We start from the raw sequence: 18,446 nt of genomic DNA on the forward strand, positions 1-18,446 counted from the left end.
CAGTACCTCACAAAGCGCGCAAGTATTCGTCTTTAGCTAAGACTCACACCTCGGTTGTGTAGCGGTAGCGAGCGTCTCTTGTAAGATCAGTCGTTGTTGGTGGATCTTCTGAGCATCCTCGATCAGCCGCTCCAGTAACGGCGGTGGCGAGTAGCCGAGGTACTCACCGAGTTCCTGAAGGATGAGCTGGGCGTGCGACCGGAAGGTCGCCGCCCAGGTTCCGGCGGAAACACGATTTCATCGTCGGCCTGCTCGGTGACCAGATCCAACAACTCACGACTCACCAGCAGTGACAGCAACGCCGCGTACAGGGGAATCTTCACGACATCTGGGTTGCTCGTATCGAACTCGTCCAGTTCATACTGCGTCTTCAACTCACGGAACAGCGTTTCTACTTTCCATCGACACCGGTACAGCGTCGCTAGATCTGACGGCAGGAACTCCTCTCTCGGCAGATTCGTTATGTAGAAATGGTAGTCGTCGGCGTCCTTGTTGCGGACGCCGACGACGCGGAATCGCTTCGTGTCCAGCGACCGCGTTCCTGCATACTGGCCCCGCTTGAACTCCGATACGACCTCTACGTCGATGTACTTCTGCGAGAGGTCATCGACCACATCGTGGATCTGCTTGCCCTCCAAGGGAATGGCGCAGCCGCGCTATTCCCGCAATTCCTCCGTTATCAGCGGATTCGCGTTCTCTTTCAGCCGACTCACGAAGTAGCCGTCGTTCTCATCGATCAACGCGAAGCGGCGGTACTTGAAGTACGCTCGATCGAACAGAACTAGCCGTCCTTGCAACCAGGATCCCGTTTTGAACAGCGTGCTGTCGTGCGTTTTCTCGTCCGTTACATCGATCCGTTCAATTGTCTGGTCGGTGGCGTTGTGGAGCAGGTGGAGCTTCGCTCCAGCCTGCTCCTCGTGACGGGCTTGGAACTCATCAGAAAGGAACTCGTGCAACCGCAACACTGTTCCATCAGCGATCATCACGTCCCTGAATCGGTCGATATCAGCGTCAACAGCGTCGGGAACAGCGACCTCGTCGAGTCCGCGCTCGACGAGGTCACGGAGATACTCTGCCAGCGTCGGTGTCAACCGGTGATAGAAACCGCCAGGAGAGATCGGTTCGTCAGCTGTGGCGTTGTAGCAGCGTCTGAACCCAGCGAGTGTTCGGCTCTCGCCTGCGGCGAAGCCGAACACGAGCGCCCACACGAGGACAGGAATCTGAAGTTTGCCTTCTCGCTCGACCACACCGAGTTCCTCGGCGTGCTCTTCGAGGAACTCGGAGGGAAACAGTGTAGTGAGCCGACGCATGATTCTCGTTGAGGAGCGAGGGTTGTGCACAGACTTCTCCTCCTCATTCCTCTCGAAAAGTAGCCTCGATAAGCCGTCGCTGTCACGCGGTTCTCGTCTTAGCTAAAGACGGATGAGCGCGCAGGTCGAAGGACTCCGCTTCCTGAGTTGTAACCAAGCAAGCAAAGCAAGCGGACAGTGAGATCCACGAAGACCAACTGCTTAACTTTCTCGTCAACACGTTCAAAGATGAAATCACGATTCTACTACAGCAAGTACCTCACGTTACTCCAGGCGCACAACTACGCCTACGTGGTCCCGATCATCCAGTGGGGTGGGGCGATTCAGCAGGAACTCTCGGAAGGTTGGAGCCGCGTCATCGACCACGATCTGACAGGGAAACTCGACGGTCACAGCTGGACCGTCGATTTTCCCGTCTACATTGACTGTACGTACCTAAATGGACGGGACGACGAACATGGAGTGGCGCGTCACGGCTACGCCGCTGACGCGCCGTTCATCGAGACACCACGCGACGCTCGATACTACTACAGCACGTTTCGTTATCGAGTCGCCTATCACTTGTCCGAGCAAGCGATAGCGACGGCAACGACGCGAGACGCGACGGTGAGACTGCTGTACGTCGTGGTGAGCCTGCTGTTGCAGAACGCGTGGCGGTATCGCCACTATGAATCCGTGGCGACGCCCCGCCGGGGGGGCGTCGCCTCTGGTGGCGGCCTTATAAGGATTTCATGAATATAGTTCGGCGGTCTGCGTGGACGGCCCGACGCACCGCGGGGGCCGTCCACGCGAACCAGCCACCAGACGATTGGTTCCACCGGTAGTCGCCGACCGAATACGCCTCTTTGCGATGACAACGCTGTCGCTGTCGGCGGCGTTCAGCCGCCGATATGACAGCTCGTGTCTTCGATCAGCAACGCTCGACCGTTACCGACAACTCATCACAACAGACCAGGTGGCTCAGGTCAGCTAACTGGCGGTGCTTTTTGAGAAACTGATACTAGGTGTTTTCAGAAGAGGGGTCTATATCCAAAGTCAATATTTACTATACACACGGTTAATGGAAAGAATGTATGCGTAATGAATAATAAATAGTTTTAAAATTTATTACATATAAATCAACCGGGTATTATATAACGTGCTAAAATTTGGATCCTACTATTTAAACTAAAACTAGTGATCTTCCAATATCGACGACATTTTTTTCCTGAATGAGTCAGAGGTCATTGTGTATATGGTATTTCCGTTATTGTCTCTTCGTCTTCCAATCGACATCACTGGCTGGTGGTCGACGCGCACCTGCCAATCATCCAGATATCTCGTGTTCTTGCCGGCGAATCGAATCATGTATCCATATTCCTCTTGGAGTTCAGTAACGACTAGATGGGTGTATACGCCGTTTTTGAATCGTGGTGGCTCATACTCCGGTAACTCCATCTCCCCTTCTTTCAGTCGCTTGTTTTCTAGCCACCACGATGGCTTTCTATCGTTACCAGTCATTGCGACTTGCCATTAGAGGGAGACGATTATATCTCCTTCCTCTTCCCTAACGGGGAAAGAAGGTAATCCAACTCCGTCTCTGGAAAGGCATTCTCCAGATTTAATATCGTATTCCCAGCCGTGCCAAGGACAATTAAGTATCTCACCCTCTCGGCAGTAAGAGAGTGTCTCTTCTAACTCTTCTCGATTGAATTTTGACTCCGTCGTGCCAGTTAATTTTCCTTCGCACGGAGGACCAGATTGATGTGCGCACCAATTCACGTAGGCATAGAATTCGCCATCTAATCTGAAGACACCGATTTCACGGCCTTCGATTTCAGTGACGATACGATCGCCTTCATCTAACTCTTCTTCTTTGGCAACGGTATAATCTGACATATCTACTAGATGTTGAGGTCAAAGAGCTCTGCTGAATTTCCACTCAGAACCTGTTTGCGTTCTTCCGGCGAGTATGTACTCTGGAGATGCTTATCCAGAGCTTCCGGACTATCGAAATCCCAGTGGGGATAATCCGTTGCAAACAGGATGGATTCAGTCCCAATAATATCAATGAGCGACTCCATATGTGAATTGTTGTTTGGCTCCCCAATTGGTTGACTCGCAAAATACATTTTCTCTTTAATATACTCCTCGGGAGATTTTTCCAATAGCGGTGCCTCGCTTCGGCGAATCGAGTACTCTTTGTTTAGTCTCCACATCAGGTATGGGATCCACCCCAAACCAGCCTCTAGGAATCCGAATTCCAGATCCGGGAACTTCTCGACAACGCCTTCGACAATGAGACTTGTGACTGTGAGCATATGGCTCCACGGATGGGCCAATACGTGAACCTCCATGAATTGGTTCAGTGCTTGGTTTTGACGTGGGAATTCGTACATGAACCCGTTAGCACTTCCATGGAAAGCGACGTTTAGATTATTGTCCTCGGCCGCCTGCCACATTATATCATAGTGAGGATCACCGAGTGGCGGGTTCGTACCAGTGTTGTGAACGTAGAACCCCACGATATCCTCTTCATCTCCCATCCGGTCCAGTTCTTCCGCTGCAGCTTCGGGACGTTGGGTGGTAATCGTTGCAAGTCCCTTGAAATTGGAGCCATCAAGGAACTGGTCGAGAAGCAAATCGTTGTGAGCCTTCATTAGGGCGATTGACCACTCCGGTTCGGGATTGCGGCTCATCAACCCAAACGTATTGATTAGGGGGTGGTCAATATGGAACTCGTCACAGAGGCTCTCTTGAATCTTCTCCGGCGACTGAACACCGTCGAGATCCATCTCGATCTTCCCACCGACAGTCCGATCCCAGCCATCGCGTGATGATTGACCGAGATACGTGTGCTTCATTCGGCTCTTATGCGGTTCGTCGAGGTACGGAATTAGGTCCTCCTCGGGAATGGCGAGGTGAACGTCTGCATCTACAAGAGTCTCTTCTTTAAGGACCTCATGCTTACCCTGCTGCTGTGACATGGCATAACAATGTTGTGGTCTATCATATATAAAGTTAAGGGTTGGCACTATCAGAGTAAGCCCGGCAAGTGTTTACTCATCAACCGACCGCTATGGCGATGTTTACTCAGTATCTCATAAAACCCTCCGCTGACTTGGCCCGAAGTCGCAATTTCCACATGGGCGGTATCGACGGTTATCTGGCTGAAAGTAGGCTAAATGTCCGTGCCGGCATCCAACTATCTCGATGCAAAATCTTGATGAAGAGTTCGATATCGAACGTCACCCACACTACCTGCCGGCATTTCTGGACGCATCCGGTCTCTCGTATGCAATCCCTCAGCCGAAGCGGCCTGATCGACCGGAGAATATGTAAGAGATCCTCTTTGAATGTTCGACTACGCATTCGACGAAATGCCCACGACCAACCGCACAACAAACGAAATTGATAAAGACGATATCTGGGACTTTGACGATGATATTCGGACTGATGGCGGTATTGTCATCGGATTTATTGATCTGTCTCATTCACAACCCTGGGGTAATTTACAGCGGATGTATACGGTTGATGAGCCACATATCACCCGGCCGCTAGTGTGCCGATTTTCACCAGCGACCGGATTTTACACATTTAACGGCGAGAACGCCCTATCGTTTCCACCGAATCAAAAGAAAGAGCAAATCTGTGGCTGCTTCGAGAAAATCCGAGCGCTCATGGGTAGAGGATTGTTGGTCAGTTCGCAGCAGTAGCTAAAAGTCACAGCATGCAAGGGTGGCGCGGACGCGCCACCCGACGAGACATGATGCCTATCAAGACGTTCGTCTCGGAGCGTCGCGCCGCGAACCGCTCCGACAGGTTCGCTGGCGTGACGGCGTCTATTGCCCACGCTGCCGTACCGAATCCGTGATTCGGTACGGCAGCTATCGAGTGTTCCAGCGATACCGCTGTAAGAATTGCGACCGTACGTTCAACGACCAGACTGGCACCGTTTTCGAACACTCAGCAGTCGCACTCAGGAAGTAATTTCTCGCCGTCTACACTTACATCCGCTTCAACACCAGTCTTCGGCAGTTAGACGTGGAAATCGGCGTCTCCTACAAAACGGTGTACCGGCGCGTCCAGCGCTTCCTGCGAGCGCTGGACGCGCCTCGGCCACAACTCGAAGGGCCGGTCGAAATCGACGAACTGTACGTGAAAGCTGCACTCAAAGGCCGCGAGCGCGACCGACCGTCGCGCTCGCGTGGCCTCTCCACGCGCGGACGTGGCACGTACGAACAGGACAAGCTCCCCGTGTTCATTCTGACTGATCGCGGCACCGGCGACCGCTACGTGATCCCAGCGAAAGCCGCTGATGAATCGACGATTCGACTCCTCTTTGCTGACCGAAAAGAGGAGTCCCTCACGGTCTATACCGACGGCTTTCGAGCGTACGAACCGCTTGACGAGGACGACGCATTTGACCGCGAATACGTCGTCCACGGCGATGGCGAATACGCCGATGGAGACGTTCACATTAACACCTGCGAGAGCCATGGATCGCTGGTGCGATCCTGGCTCTCGCCGCATCGAGGCGTCTCCAAAGACAAGCTCACGCCATATCTCAGAGCGTTTCAACTTCGTCGTCATGTCTACCGAAAACCAGGGAAAGAGGCGCTCAAAATCAGCCTCGAAACCGCGCTCAAACTCACCAACCATCTACGCCACAAGAGCGTAGCAAGTAGATGTCCTGACTAACTGGCTTCTAAGGTTTGGCGGTTGGCTTCCTCCGGTACAAGACGACCATCTCGCACGTCCATCTCCAACTGTCTCAAGAATCTCACATAGTCTTATTTCTCCTGGATTAAATGACCCGCTACTTTGACAGTGTCTGCCCTGTGGTGACGCTTATAGTATGCTCACTGCGTCTCCGAAGAGCAGGACTCCAAGACCGATTAATATGATCCCAAGTGAGTACGTTAGTTTCCTTGAACTCACCCGCTGAGCAAGACGCCATCCGATCACCACACCCGTCAACATTGGGAGAAGGAGTAATGCCACCAAGCTGAAGGACACACTTCCTGATGTGAAATAATTCGTTGATGTCGAGACTGTGATAAAGAGGCCCTGAACCTGAGCAGCTGCAACTGCTGGCACAATGGGTACCCGTAAGAGCATAAGCGCTGGAACGGCTAGGACTGGGCCTCCTATTCCGAGAATCCCACCAAAAATCCCGATTATAAACCCTGGTACAGAGAAATAGAGAGTCTTCGGTGAGTGATCCGTCGTTGTCTCAGTCGAAATATTTCCTTCCCTTCGGAAGAGAATATAACACCCAGACCAGACAAGGAGGAGTGAAAGAAGCACTCCAAACATCGAACTCGAAACGAACTGGTTTAATCTGACACCAACCATCGTTCCAACGACACTTGTTATCCCTAGGGTTATGGCTAGTCGCATTCGGAGGTCGCCCGAGCGAGCATACACGATTGACGCGAGCATAAGCCCCGGAATAAATAGTGTACTTGATGTCCCTGCAATCTGGGTTGGGGTTAGATCCGTAAAACGATAAAGAGAGGCAATAAGTAAGACTCCGCCTGGACCAACTGACGCACCAATAACACCTGCAAGAAATGCAATTATTATAAGGCCGATAAATATGATCAATGATACCATATGTTGTGTATTTGGGTCTATTTCATAGACTGCAGTGGAGTCAGTTCCGCTACTTCCGATTCTTTCTGAGGATATACATAGTGGCTAGATCAGCCGACCTGAGGAGATCCTGGAACTGATCTTTCAATTCTATACTGAAAAGTGGTAGTTTGAAGACCTCTTAGAATTGCGAATTCTTGATGCCGCCGCTGGTTTTGCATGCTGCTACCGACGCCTTTGTCTGATTTAATGTTGTCGGTTACTGTCAGAAAAATTTCTGGCCTTGTCTAGCCTTGGATTGAGTCGCAAGTATCTTTCCAACTGGGGTATCAGATTCTACTTTGTTAGGTGATTGGGTAACACCTTCCCAAAAGCTGTAAGGAAGAACTGGTGGCAAATATTTAACATAGTGGTCGAGAATAGTCAACGAAGATGACTTCGAGGACAGACAGTTCAAGTCCGGCGACGTGGCCACTATCGACGAGGACGGCTACATCAAGACTATCGATCCTGCCAAGGACATGATCAAGTCCGGCAGCGAGTGGATTTCCAGCGTGGAATTATAGAACGCGATCATGGCCTATGACGGCGCGAAGAAAGCCGCCGTCATCGGCGTGCCTCACGAGCGCTGGGATGAACGGTCCGTCGCGTTCATCGTGCCGATGGAAGCGCCGACCCGACCGGCTGGAGCGTGAGATCACGGAGATAATCGAGGTAGCCTACCCAAGTGGTGGATGCCCGACGACTTCATCAAAATTGACGAAGTCTCCAAGACCGCCACCGGGAAGTTCTCGAAGAAGGACCTCCGCGACGAGTACTCCGACGGGGACCACGTCGGAGGGCAGGTGTCTGAGGATGCCGCCCCGGAATAACTTCAATCGCTTTTGTTTCCTATCTGGCTCAGCCATTCAGCAGCGAATGCATTATCGTGAGGTCGTTGTCGCTCCTCTAAAGCTCGTTTGCTATCAGTGAACGCATGAATGGAACCTTTGGAACAGTCTCGATTACCAGGAATACGTTAGATCATAGTGTTCACGTGAATACCTGCGAGAGCCACTGTCGCGCCGGCGTGGCAGTGGTTCTCGTCTCACCAAGGCATCTCCAAAAATAAAGTGATGCAGTATCACAGAACGTTCCAACTGTGGCGAGAGTCATACCGAAAACAGGTACGAGACAAACTCAAAAACGCTCTCCGAGCAACCTTCTAAAATCAACAATGTACTACTCAAGAGAGTTGTTGTTAGTGTGCTTACTACACTAACAGCCAGAAGTCTTCACGCGGCATCTTGGTAGAATGACCGTCTCAACTCTTCTAAACGCGGCTTCTCTGAGTGAGTATCCGTTACTTCTGGCCACCAGTATAGGAAGCAGCTTATGGCTGATCGGAGTACCCTCTAGAGCCTCCAGGTGGATATAGTAGATAACTCGAAAATAATAGACCTATACTTGTTATTCTTATCGCCTGTCGCCAATGGGGATATCATATTTCCAGAGATACAAGTGCGGTCCAAACCCCCAAGTTTAGCTAAACTACACTTGTTTACTAATAATGAACGAATCTACGATGGAGTCCTCTTCTGTATAATCCTACTATCTGCTCGAAAATACAAACGCTCTTGGAAAGTATGTGATTGGTTTTCAGAGTTCAGCGTCGAGAGTATGTTTGAGTGCTTCATCCCATAGCTTTCTGTAGAATCTCGCGGTAAGTGAAGGGCTCTGAAGTACAGCGCGAGCCGTGTTTCCGAGACACCTCGGAGAGGTGAGAGCCACTGTCGCGGCAGCAACGCGTGGCTCTCGTAGGTATTGAAATTCACCTTGTCGTCGATGTGTTCACCACCGCCGTGGACAACGGATTCGCAGTGGAATGTGTCGTTCTCGTCGAGCGATTCATACGCACGAAAGACGCCAATATCGCTAGTTGTCCACTCTGGCTCAAGAGACCAGTTACTAATGCATAGTAGTTGGAATGAAACGACTGAATCAGTTATTTGATTCAGCAGCCATCTGGATTAATGCGTGATGAGGCACCAAGACTCAGACGAGTTCTCATAGATCCGCACGTGTTCACTTGAGGAGACAGATGAAGTCCGTCTCCCGGGTCTCTCAGCGTGCAAAATCGCTCATAATCGAGGTAGCCACGGTCAAAGACGTGAATTGGCGAGTCGAGGCCTGCAAAGACCTGGACGTCGCTCTGGTGATGCTCGAACTGCGTCGGCTCGCGTATCACACCAGGCGTGATTGTGACGCCAAGCGGCTGCTTGGCGTCGCCATCAACACGCGCAGTAACGTTGAGATAGAGGCCTTTTTTACCCGGCTGAATCACTCGTCGAACCTCAGTGCCATCGCTCTCGCTAGCAATTTTGATCGAACGGGAGACGCCCAGATTCGTCACTTCGGTAGCCACAACCGTTCGTTCGAGCCAATCGAGTCGTTTGATTTGGACGCTACGCTGGTGGTAGAATTGGGGTGAATGAAGCAACTCGAAGAAAAGCCGAACGACTGCGCGGTAGTCGCGGTCGTTCGTCAGTCGGGAGAGCGTCGAGCCAGCCAGGTACGTCAGTTCGTCGTGCGTGTCGGTTTTCTCGACGAGTTCATCGAGCGAATCGGATGGGTGAACGCCCTCGAAGATGGCGACTTTGAGGTAGTTGTCGAAATTATCTTTCACGGTGTACGTCCCGATCTCGAAGTTCTTGGCAATGGACTTGCTGTCGACTGCGTCAAGCAGCGAGTAGAATGCGGCTCTAACGGTTGATGGGGAAGCGTTCTCAATCGGTTCGGCAACCTGTGTTCCCAACACCCAAACTAGGCCCCTCACCCGTATTTATCTATTCGAAACGGGACCGGATCGTGTGAAGTCTAGTGTGAAAACGATAGGGTACGCGGTGTTCGATCTGGAAGGCTGCACGCCGCAGCAGGTGGCCCGAATCCACGACAACCGCTCACGGAGCAAGAAGAACTGAAAAATACGGGAGGCACGTGCCCCGATACCACACCATTGACGATAATTCGGCTGTTCTACGTGGGTGTTAGATTCCTGAGATCCAGTTGGGGATTATATTGCAAAGGGCAATGCTCGCCCGGCCACGCCGTGGCCGGGCGAGCGAACACTCCGATTAAATTTTCTCTCAGTGACATACTTTGATGGAATCGGACAAATGTTAGACGACGAACTCGGCTAAAAGAAGAAGCATTGGACGAACAATGAAGGATTACCATCAGGATACGAGCATGGACTCAGCTGAGCCGCCTTGCTTTCGGTGAAGCGAGGGCGGCGAGGAGCAACTGTAGTCTTCTGAGAGCGGTTTGAGTGTCGGCTGCGGGGGAAATCAAATGGATATTTGCTGGTTGGGGGAGTGTCGTCGTTTATCCATCGCTTTGTTTTCTAATAGTGAATATAATATCAAAACAGTACAGCCTCCTGCTCAGCGGCAGATTCAACACCGAAAAATCAATGTTTAGTTTGATTTAATCAGATAATGCCATCTGCCAGATAGAGAAATGCGATAATATTGTGCAAGTGAAAACAAATTATTAACCTATGGATTGGTTGTACTGTCCGGCCGGTAATTGATTAAACCACAGGTCAAACTAGTCGCTATATTTGCTATAAGTGGATATTTGTCACAGAAATACAAACGTTGTTGAGATTAGAATACTGGATTCACCAAGCACGGTCAACTGTCGCCCCTCAAATCCACTGATGACTGCCGAGGTCGTCATCTGTTTTCTCTTGCTGATCGCATCGATATCTATTTTTATTCGGACTTCGATCGATGAATGTGACAGATCCAGTCAATCGCCAGTGGGCACTTGCAAAACGACCGGAAGGGATGCCCTGCGAGGACACTTTTGAACTACGTAAACAGCCGGTTCAAGAACCTGGTCCTGACGAAGTATTAGTAAAAACACATTATCTCTCGGTCGACCCGTATATGCGTGATCGAATGCGTGCTGGTGAATCGTATGCCAAACCCTGGGACGTCGGAGAAGTAATGGAAGCAAGGGTCGTCGGTGAGGTCCAGACCTCGAAACATCCGGAATTCGAGAAGGGCGACGTGGTCTCTGGTATGCTTCATTGGGCTGAATTTACTGTTGTGAAAGGAGCAAAACTCACTCAGATTGATCTCGAGGGTATTCCAGTCTCCACCGCAGTCGGCGTCGTCGGTATGCCCGGACGGACAGCGTACTTCGGCATGCTTGATGTCGTGGACCCAAACCCGGGAGAAACTGTTGTCGTCTCTGGTGCTGCTGGAGCGGTGGGATCGGTTGCCGGCCAGATTGCAAAACTGAACGGCTGTCGTGTGGTAGGCATTGCGGGGTCAGATGAAAAAATAACGTGCATTACTGATGAATTCGGATTTGACGTTGGTATCAATTATAAGTCAACTGAGGACATCGAAAGTGCGTTGGCAGAAGCCTGTCCTGACGGTGTCGACGCGTATTTCGACAACGTCGGTGGAAAGATATCCGATGCAGTCGTGAGACTCCTCAACGAATTTTCTAGTGTCGCCGTCTGTGGACAAATTGCCTTGTATAACGAGGAAGAGACACCAACCGGCCCGCGCCATTGGTGGACGCTCATTGAGAAACGGGCACGGGTCGAAGGATTCCTACAAGGAGACTACAGCCACCGGAACCAAGAAGCAATCGAACAACTGGTTGAGTGGGTTTCTACAGACGCCATTCAGTACCGAGAAACAGTCATAGACGGACTGGAAAACGCACCGAGCGCATTCCTCGGACTCTTCGAAGGACAAAACATCGGGAAACAGCTAGTCAAAGTGAACTAGCGAACCGCCGTTAACGGTCAAAAACGACTGTAGAGGCCACAGTTTCGGTGGAAGGCAGAAGTCGAATCTATTTTTAATGGACGTTCAACTGATCACTGTGTGTCTGCCTCTCGTCGTGGCCTCGTGGCACGAAGTGATGTGCTTCGGTTATATCGATCGGAGGTATCATGAGCCGAAGGTCTGTCACTTGTCAGCCGTCGCTTCCTGCGGCAATCCTATTTCAACCGTCGTGTCATTATCGACGACGAGTCGCCGCCGGATTGATCGGCCGTTCACTCCAGACACCACAGCTTCAGCCCCTTTACCTGTTTAATCGGCGTTTCTTCGCCCCGGATGACAGCCTGGACATCGTGAGCGTGAAGCCCATCGTGGTCGTCAGTGATACGAACCACGACCTCTCTGGTCTTCGGCACAGTTCTGTCTCCAGCAGCAGTAATAATGATATCAACTGTCACCGGACCGTCATTGTGCCGGAGTATCTGCTTGATCACGCCGACGACGGCCGTCGGCAGGGTCTGGATGGCCTCGACGACTGGATTGACATCGGCGGTGACGGTCAGCGTAACCGATGTCTCGTCCGTATCGGATTGAAGGCCTCAAGCTCGGCAGCGTGATCCTGGAATCGTCTAATAGACATTATATGCATCGAATAAGGATACACCGTAGAATGCGTGAATTTGCCTTCATGGTAGAGTATGAGAGAGGGGCCAAAGATATACTAGATCTTTCATCGGGAGTCCAGACCTACATGCGCGGTCAATAGAGATCCACGCGACCAGCGAGTCGGTGTGGAGAATCGACAAGGTGGTAGGTCCGGCTGACGTACTCAACGAGTTCGGTGTCTGTCTGGAACGTGTTATCAGCAACTCGAACGACAGGGGGAATCTGCGGTGCAACCATTACTAAGTGGCAATACGAAATTCTTTCGTCTAATGCAGAGTCGCGAAAAATATACTCTCTCCGAAGCGAAGGTGACGGGCCAAAATTGATTCCCCTCGTCGCCACAATACACACTGATGACGGCTTGATAATGAGTTCAGAGCAGTGTGGAAATCAGTTTGACTGGCGATTGCTCGTCAATGGGACCACGGGAAAGATTCACGAGAAAATTCGGGAGAATCTCTGAGATGGATTATCTCTTACCGTCAAGAGACTCGGAACGCCTCCGTGTCAGCTTGAAGATGGTCGAATTCATCAAAACCTGACGTCAAAACAGAAATTGGCACTCGAAGCGGCCGTCAAATGTGGATATTACGAGGAACCACGACAGCGTTCAGTCACCGAGATTGCGACCGAGGTCGACGTGCCGAGCACGACGTTTCAGTACCGACTCAATCGGGCCGAAGCGTGGTTGGCGAAACAGTTCGCAACCGATTCGGTGAGTGTCAAAATCGACGCGGACCTCAATCTCGAAGACATCGAGTTTAGATAGTAAATTAACGCCCGCACAGTTTGAGGGAGTTTTATTGAGACACTCTTGGGAGTGTCACTTGGTGACCTTAGCTGTGAGAACCTCTTGATCAGATTTTTTCGTTTGGATGATCTCCACCGTGCCGAAACAAGGCCGTCTGAGGCCATTCAAAATAATTCGAGGTAAATATAAATACCCTGCGTTAGATAGCATCTTTTAATGTCGACAGATTTGGGAGTTAGGGTTCAGCTCGTACGGAACGCCACCGTTCTTGTAACTGTGGACGAGACGACGTTCCTTGTGGATCCTCTATTTGCATCTCCAGGCGAGCAGCCGCCTGTGGAGGACACACCGAACGACCGTAAGAATCCACTCGTTCCAATGCCTTCCATCGACATGTCCTATGATGCAGTGGTTGTTACTCACCGCCACTTCGACCATTTTGACGAGGCAGCGAAAGAGATTCTCAATGCGGATATTCCACTTTTTTGTCAGCCTGATGAGAAAGATGATTTCCTCAGCGAAGGATTCACTGACGTGCGTCCAGTCGATAACGAGCTATCGTTCAACGATATCGCTATTCATCGGACACCCGGCCAACACGGGCACGGACAGTTGGCCGAAGAAATGGCCCCGGTATCAGGATTTATTTTTGATGCCGGTGAGACACTATATCTTGGCGGTGACACCATTTGGTATGAAGGGGTTGAACAGACGATCGCCCAGTTCGAGCCTGATGTGGCTGTGCTGAACGGTGGCGAGGCCAGGTTCAACCAAGGTGCCCCAATCACAATGGGAGTTGAGGACGTCAACGCAGTCCGCGATGCTACCGACGCACATATCGTCGTCGTTCATATGGAAGCTATCAATCACTGCCTGCTTTCGCGTGACGAACTGCGGTCAGAGACAGAGAATGTTTGCGTTCCTGAGGACGGAGAGCAAATCACTTTCTAAACAGGGATCATCCGGGTATTGGTTTGCGAACTTATCAATCAGATGCTAGCTGTTGTTGTACATTATTCTGTTGTCTCCCAGTACTGAGCGCGTCCACCCAGGTGAAGGAGTTGTAGCAGGACGACACGCGTGTAGACATGACAGAGGGGTGCCAGTCCTGCTGTACGGGTATCCGAGCAGTGGGACGGCACAGCTAGGACTGAGCACTAGATCCATGTGCCCCACTGCTCGAACAATGCCCCTTGCACTCAAGCACTACCATGGTTAACGACGGAAGGGATCCGGGATGGCCGAGTGCTGGAGCATCTTGTATAAGTGGAGGAAAGGTTTATAAAAGTTGTGCAGAAACCTGATGATCTGTCGGCTTCACACTGAGTCGACTACAGCCATGGGTCGGTCAATACCAGAACAGTTAATCACTGGACCCAAGAGGTATAAACCGGAACACGGGGACAAATCTCCATCCAAGAGATTGCGATCTGTGTTCCAAGGCTAGTTCCCTGTCCCACACCGCAAAGTCAGTATTGGGTAGATGGACAACCCCACCAACCTTCCCCCATCCCTCTCTGTGAGGGTACTCTACCTAAACCAGATATCCGTCCTATTACAACAGCGATGCCCACCCCGACTCCTATAGATTATTGCTTCTAATTGAGCGTGTCATAGAAGAGTTCACATGGCTCGCTGAATCAGCTCAGATGAATTGAAACCGCCGTACACTTGGTGTACGCTGTTCTCAGCTTGTTTTAGCTATGGCGAAGGAGAAGTTCGGAGTCGCTGTTGACGAGGAAATCGTGCGAGAGGTGGACGAATTGGTCGCTGAGTGTGACGATCTCGGAGCCAGCCGCTCCGAGATCGTCGAAGCCATCCTCACAGCGTTCGTTCAATCCGAGACGAACCACGTTGAACGGGTACGAGAAATCATTATTCGGAAACGAAAGGGTACTCTCTAACTGGTTTTAAATCCCGTGCACTAGGTGCACGTACTTCTAAGCTAATAACCTACTATAATAGTACTCAGACTGACTATAGTGTGTGAAGAGTTCTATGACACGCTCTCTAATTAATAACTGCATAGGGTACGCAAATCTTCAGTAGTACATTGAAAATATGTGGATATACCAGTACTAAACAGTAGTTGCTGATTCGACTGCGAGAACTGCTGATGAGGAGTTGCGTCTTTTGCTTTATTCAAGATCGACGTTCCATCTGAGGAGAGCAGTTGCTGACTACCGGCCAAGAACCTCTGACGAGGACTGTTCTGGCAGTCTCGCCAGTGGCCAGCGGCGTTCTGACTCGGGCGGACAACCCGAGTCAGCCGCCGAGTGACACGCTATCCGTCCAGAATTGGTCCGAGAAACTGCCGGAACAGGGCGGTCGGGAGGACTGGTGTTCTCCCGACCGCCCGATCCGATGTGAGCAGCAGGTTCGTTAACACCCATAGATTGTAGAGAGACACGGCAAGTAGAAAGTAGAACAATCTGACAGAGAACGTCGGTGACGACGTTTTCGGGAGAAACTCTGTGACCTTTCGATAGGAGGTTTCGATCCCCCACCGACGACGATAGGCTTCTGCCAGCGGGTGAGCGAGGTCATGCGTGACCTCGCGGTTGGTGACCAGGCAGAAGTGATCGTCCTCACGGGAGCGATGCGGGACAACGACGAGCCGGACAGTCGTCCGGCCCGTCGGTGGGTTCGATCGCGCCATCTCGTAGTCTGTGACGAATGTGTCGTCGTCGTGGTCGGTGATGAACCGCTGTATTTTCCGTGTCTGTGGCGCACGCATCACGAACTCGACGCCTAGCTCTCTAAGCGTCAATGCGAGATGGACGCGGTAGAAGCCACGATCGAGGTAGACACGATTAATCTCGACGTACTCCCGTGCTTGGGAGACGAGTTGGCGGAGCGCGTCCGCCAACTCGTCGGTCTCGTCACCGTCCAGCGCTACCCAGCCAAGCGTGAATCGGATGCTCGGGTCGACAATGCAGATGGTGGCGAACTTGTAGGCAGAGTCGGTTCCCTGGTCGGGATCAGTTCGGGAGACGTGCGGTGTCTCCGTATCGCCGTAATAGAGCCAGTCGTGAACATCAATCGCCACGTCGACTGGCTGTGTAAACAGCCGGTTGCGAGCTGCTTTCTCAAGCACAGCATCGCGGACGCGGTCGAACTGACCGTCGACCGCGTCCGCGTCAAGTCCACGAAGATGGTACAACAGTGCTCTCGCCAGTGGATTCCGTGACTCGGCACCGACGTCGACATCGTCACCACGAGCGAGTTGGTAGGCTTTCGCGCCAGCGTTGGCAAACTCGTTGTCGAAAGCAATCCGAGCGAGGACTCGCTGGAAGTCCTCGCTTGGATAGGTGCCGTTGTCCGCAACACCGAACTCAAGCTCCGGGAACAGCAGTGACGAGGCGGCACGACTCACCTGTTTCGCCTCGATTGTCTCGACCATACCGAGACAACGACAGCGACGACAATCGACGCTTGGCCAGTTCAGCAACTACTGTAAAACCTAAATACCTGATTTCATTGATAAAGGATGGTATGTATTAGACTTTTGTGCGATGATTTTACGAAAGAGAAAGTTACTCAAACCTCGCAGTTTCAGATCCACATTCCTGGCATCGGGTTATTTTCGTGTTCTCACCATCCACAACCTCAATACTGTTTGATGTCCACTCTTCGCATGTTTCACACTTACGGCGAATTTCAATATTTCCGGATTCTTTAGGGGAGCCTATGACTAAGGCCTCGACCCATTCTTCTCCTGTGTTGATTCCCTGCTGGTACTCCCCTGGGGCGAATCGAATCACCTCACCAGCGTTGATATTGACCTCACCCTCCTCAGTCTTGAAATTTACACTTCCTGCTTGAATAATGAACAATTCTTCCTGCTTTTCGTGTTTGTGATAGCCGTATGCAAAGCTATCGCCGGGGGCGAGTTCATAGTAATTAAGCGCAATGTTATTAGTATTTAGTGCATCAGTCAACGGACGCTGGAGAGTTGACGAGTCGAGACGTTCTTCGACCGCGTCAATACACACCTTGTCCATGAGCCATATAATACCGGGTAGCGTAAAAACTATACTCAGTACTTCGCAAAGCCGGTTAGTTGAGACGTCTGCTTGCTGAGAATGTATTCAAACACCAGAAGTAAGCAGATGATGAAATCCACGAGGACCAGCTGCTTAAGTTTCTCATCAACACGTTCCAAGACGAAATCACTCTAGACTTCGGTGAGGGTGTCACAGAATCATTGACACACCTCGACTGAGTTCTTTCCGGGGTTGGCATCTCGTTCGTAATTGGCGATGGCAACCGCCAGCCGCAAGCAGAGAGCTAGAAACACGTGTGCTTTCACGTGGACGCGGCCTCGGACGCGCGGCGTCCCGAGGCCGCAGTCTTTGCTTGCACCGATCGTTCGTTCGACCTGCGTCCGGCGATTGTACGTCTCTTCCAGCACCGATTGCTTCAGGTGAACGTCGTCAGTGTGGTTCTCGATACGGTCTTCGATCCTGTACTCGATGTCGAGTGGATCGTCGGTGTTTCTCGGATTGTACGGAGCCACCGGCACGACGGCCTTGTCAACGAGGTCGTCGTGCCACTCAAGGATGTCAAAGCCCCCGTCACCGAGCATCCAGATCGGCTTCTCGACGGCGAGCGCGTCACGGGTGACGCGCTTCGCCGTCTCCTCATCAACCTGCTTTTGCTGTGTGAAGGCCGCTGCAATCGGCAGTTTCGGCCCTGTCGAGACGATCAGACAGCCGTAGCCGTAGTAGTAGCTGTCCTCCTCTTCATCACTCTCCTTGTCTTCGTCCTCATCATCTTCGCTCTCTGTATCGTCTGATTCAGCCGTTGGGTCGTAGTTCCACGTAGCGTCGTTATCGTCGGGGTGGGCCCGCACATCTGTCGAATCGATTCGGAAGGTGTTGTCGAGCAGGTCGTGGTCGGCGACCTGCTCGACGAGCTTGGTGAATGCGTCTTCGGCGACCAAGGCGAAGTCCGTGAAAAACCGATGAATCGACTGGTAGGACGGCGCACTGTCGAAGCCACACTGTCGCCAGATTAGTTCATCGTGGAGTTCTCTGGTGACTGCTTTGACGCCGTAGATGTCTCGGCTGAAGCAGTAGAGCACTCTCTTGAACAGTTCTGGCGCTTCATGTTCCCGTGTTCGCCCCCACGGGTCGGGGGCGAACACGGGGAACTCCTCCAAGAACGAGAGGTCAAGATGCTCGAACAACGCCAACGGCACCGTATCCACGTCTTTGAATAGCTCTTCGAACGAAGGATGATTCTGCGGGGTTGTGGCGCTCATGTTTCACCATTTGCCACTCCCCGCTCACTGGTGTGTCAACCTTTCTGTGACGCCCTCTAGACTTCGGTAACAATGCTGAAATCAACACT

General features: G+C 51.7%; 15 protein-coding genes and 5 pseudogenes. 11 read left to right on the forward strand and 9 right to left on the reverse strand.

All coding sequences use genetic code 11. The features are described from left to right. Positions 1 to 36: 36 nt before the first annotated feature. Positions 37 to 1,310 (reverse strand): annotated as a pseudogene (locus tag MUG96_RS21545) (IS4 family transposase). 240 nt (positions 1,311 to 1,550) lie between these two features. Between MUG96_RS21545 and MUG96_RS21550 the strand changes: the two are divergent. After that, positions 1,551 to 2,134: pseudogene (locus MUG96_RS21550) on the forward strand (ISH3 family transposase); the annotation flags it as partial. 349 nt (positions 2,135 to 2,483) lie between these two features. Here MUG96_RS21550 and MUG96_RS21555 read toward each other — a convergent pair. From MUG96_RS21555 to MUG96_RS21565, 3 genes are read right to left on the reverse strand one after another with little or no spacing between them, the layout of a single operon-like run. Beyond that, positions 2,484 to 2,810 (reverse strand): hypothetical protein, encoded by a 327-nt coding sequence (locus MUG96_RS21555; RefSeq protein ID WP_246989714.1) that lies wholly within the window; start codon positions 2,808 to 2,810, stop codon positions 2,484 to 2,486. 12 nt (positions 2,811 to 2,822) lie between these two features. Further along, on the reverse strand, positions 2,823 to 3,188 hold the full coding sequence (locus MUG96_RS21560; RefSeq protein WP_246989716.1) for a Rieske (2Fe-2S) protein: 366 nt from the start codon (positions 3,186 to 3,188) through the stop codon (positions 2,823 to 2,825). A 5-nt stretch (positions 3,189 to 3,193) separates the two neighbouring features. Next, on the reverse strand, positions 3,194 to 4,276 hold the full coding sequence (locus MUG96_RS21565) for an amidohydrolase family protein (protein WP_246989717.1): 1,083 nt from the start codon (positions 4,274 to 4,276) through the stop codon (positions 3,194 to 3,196). Positions 4,277 to 4,511: 235 nt separating this feature from the next. Here MUG96_RS21565 and MUG96_RS21570 point away from each other — a divergent pair. Together MUG96_RS21570 and MUG96_RS21575 are read left to right on the forward strand one after the other, a co-directional pair. Beyond that, positions 4,512 to 4,963: pseudogene (locus MUG96_RS21570) on the forward strand (transposase); the annotation flags it as partial. A 92-nt stretch (positions 4,964 to 5,055) separates the two neighbouring features. Then, positions 5,056 to 5,990, forward strand: a pseudogene (locus tag MUG96_RS21575) (IS1595 family transposase). A gap of 150 nt (positions 5,991 to 6,140) precedes the next feature. On the opposite strand, the gene MUG96_RS21580 reads toward MUG96_RS21575, so the two are convergent. After that, the gene (locus MUG96_RS21580; RefSeq protein WP_246989719.1) at positions 6,141 to 6,908 is read right to left on the reverse strand and encodes a sulfite exporter TauE/SafE family protein; all 768 of its coding nucleotides are present in this window, start codon (positions 6,906 to 6,908) and stop codon (positions 6,141 to 6,143) included. A gap of 404 nt (positions 6,909 to 7,312) precedes the next feature. Here MUG96_RS21580 and MUG96_RS21585 point away from each other — a divergent pair. Then, positions 7,313 to 7,759: pseudogene (locus tag MUG96_RS21585) on the forward strand (AMP-binding enzyme); the annotation flags it as partial. Positions 7,760 to 8,880: 1,121 nt separating this feature from the next. Here MUG96_RS21585 and MUG96_RS21595 read toward each other — a convergent pair. Next, a complete protein-coding gene (locus tag MUG96_RS21595) occupies positions 8,881 to 9,684 on the reverse strand; it encodes a hypothetical protein (RefSeq protein WP_246989721.1) in 804 nt (267 codons plus the stop codon). A gap of 982 nt (positions 9,685 to 10,666) precedes the next feature. On the opposite strand from MUG96_RS21595, the gene MUG96_RS21600 reads away from it, so the two are divergent. The 7 genes from MUG96_RS21600 to MUG96_RS21620 all read left to right on the forward strand — a co-directional run bounded on the left by MUG96_RS21600 (position 10,667) and on the right by MUG96_RS21620 (position 14,995). Then, positions 10,667 to 11,677, forward strand: a complete 1,011-nt coding sequence (locus MUG96_RS21600; protein ID WP_256465467.1) for an NADP-dependent oxidoreductase — start codon at positions 10,667 to 10,669, stop codon at positions 11,675 to 11,677. A 167-nt stretch (positions 11,678 to 11,844) separates the two neighbouring features. Further along, positions 11,845 to 12,291, forward strand: a complete 447-nt coding sequence (locus tag MUG96_RS21605) for a hypothetical protein (RefSeq protein ID WP_246989722.1) — start codon at positions 11,845 to 11,847, stop codon at positions 12,289 to 12,291. Between the two features lie 151 nt (positions 12,292 to 12,442). Then, the gene (locus tag MUG96_RS24445; protein ID WP_443984583.1) at positions 12,443 to 12,583 is read left to right on the forward strand and encodes a hypothetical protein; all 141 of its coding nucleotides are present in this window, start codon (positions 12,443 to 12,445) and stop codon (positions 12,581 to 12,583) included. Continuing rightward, complete coding sequence (locus MUG96_RS24450; protein ID WP_443984584.1) at positions 12,531 to 12,803, forward strand: hypothetical protein; 273 nt, start codon at positions 12,531 to 12,533, stop codon at positions 12,801 to 12,803. The genes MUG96_RS24445 and MUG96_RS24450 overlap by 53 nt, the downstream gene beginning before the upstream one ends. 93 nt (positions 12,804 to 12,896) lie before the next feature. Continuing rightward, positions 12,897 to 13,109, forward strand: a complete 213-nt coding sequence (locus MUG96_RS21610) for a helix-turn-helix domain-containing protein (protein ID WP_246989724.1) — start codon at positions 12,897 to 12,899, stop codon at positions 13,107 to 13,109. 198 nt (positions 13,110 to 13,307) lie between these two features. Further along, positions 13,308 to 14,042: an MBL fold metallo-hydrolase gene (locus tag MUG96_RS21615; protein WP_246989726.1), complete on the forward strand. Its 735-nt coding sequence runs from the start codon at positions 13,308 to 13,310 to the stop codon at positions 14,040 to 14,042. A 752-nt stretch (positions 14,043 to 14,794) separates the two neighbouring features. After that, entirely contained in the window at positions 14,795 to 14,995 is a 201-nt protein-coding gene (locus tag MUG96_RS21620; RefSeq protein WP_246989728.1) for a ribbon-helix-helix domain-containing protein, read from the forward strand. A 380-nt stretch (positions 14,996 to 15,375) separates the two neighbouring features. Here the strand turns inward: MUG96_RS21620 and MUG96_RS21625 are convergent, their stop codons facing one another. The 3 genes from MUG96_RS21625 to MUG96_RS21635 form a co-directional block, all read right to left on the reverse strand. Further along, positions 15,376 to 16,494 carry a transposase gene (locus tag MUG96_RS21625; RefSeq protein WP_246989730.1) on the reverse strand — a complete coding sequence of 373 codons (1,119 nt, stop codon included), beginning with the start codon at positions 16,492 to 16,494 and terminating at the stop codon, positions 15,376 to 15,378. 133 nt (positions 16,495 to 16,627) lie between these two features. Next, complete coding sequence (locus MUG96_RS21630; protein ID WP_246989732.1) at positions 16,628 to 17,095, reverse strand: cupin domain-containing protein; 468 nt, start codon at positions 17,093 to 17,095, stop codon at positions 16,628 to 16,630. Between the two features lie 200 nt (positions 17,096 to 17,295). Further along, positions 17,296 to 18,357, reverse strand: coding sequence for a transposase (locus MUG96_RS21635; RefSeq protein WP_246989734.1), 1,062 nt, complete (start codon positions 18,355 to 18,357; stop codon positions 17,296 to 17,298). Positions 18,358 to 18,446: the final 89 nt, after the last annotated feature.

It is taken from the genome of Halorientalis marina (assembly GCF_023028345.1).
In the GTDB taxonomy this organism is placed as follows: domain Archaea; phylum Halobacteriota; class Halobacteria; order Halobacteriales; family Haloarculaceae; genus Halorientalis; species Halorientalis marina.

Coding starts and splice junctions, on each gene's coding strand:
- MUG96_RS21565 (WP_246989717.1), bottom strand. CDS start 4,276: ATGTCACAGCAGCAGGGTAAGCATGAGGTCCTTAAAGAAGAGACTCTT.
- MUG96_RS21620 (WP_246989728.1), top strand. CDS start 14,795: ATGGCGAAGGAGAAGTTCGGAGTCGCTGTTGACGAGGAAATCGTGCGA.
- MUG96_RS21630 (WP_246989732.1), bottom strand. CDS start 17,095: ATGGACAAGGTGTGTATTGACGCGGTCGAAGAACGTCTCGACTCGTCA.
- MUG96_RS21605 (WP_246989722.1), top strand. CDS start 11,845: ATGAGCCGAAGGTCTGTCACTTGTCAGCCGTCGCTTCCTGCGGCAATC.
- MUG96_RS21625 (WP_246989730.1), bottom strand. CDS start 16,494: ATGGTCGAGACAATCGAGGCGAAACAGGTGAGTCGTGCCGCCTCGTCA.
- MUG96_RS21580 (WP_246989719.1), bottom strand. CDS start 6,908: ATGGTATCATTGATCATATTTATCGGCCTTATAATAATTGCATTTCTT.
- MUG96_RS21555 (WP_246989714.1), bottom strand. CDS start 2,810: ATGACTGGTAACGATAGAAAGCCATCGTGGTGGCTAGAAAACAAGCGA.
- MUG96_RS21560 (WP_246989716.1), bottom strand. CDS start 3,188: ATGTCAGATTATACCGTTGCCAAAGAAGAAGAGTTAGATGAAGGCGAT.
- MUG96_RS21635 (WP_246989734.1), bottom strand. CDS start 18,357: ATGAGCGCCACAACCCCGCAGAATCATCCTTCGTTCGAAGAGCTATTC.
- MUG96_RS21615 (WP_246989726.1), top strand. CDS start 13,308: ATGTCGACAGATTTGGGAGTTAGGGTTCAGCTCGTACGGAACGCCACC.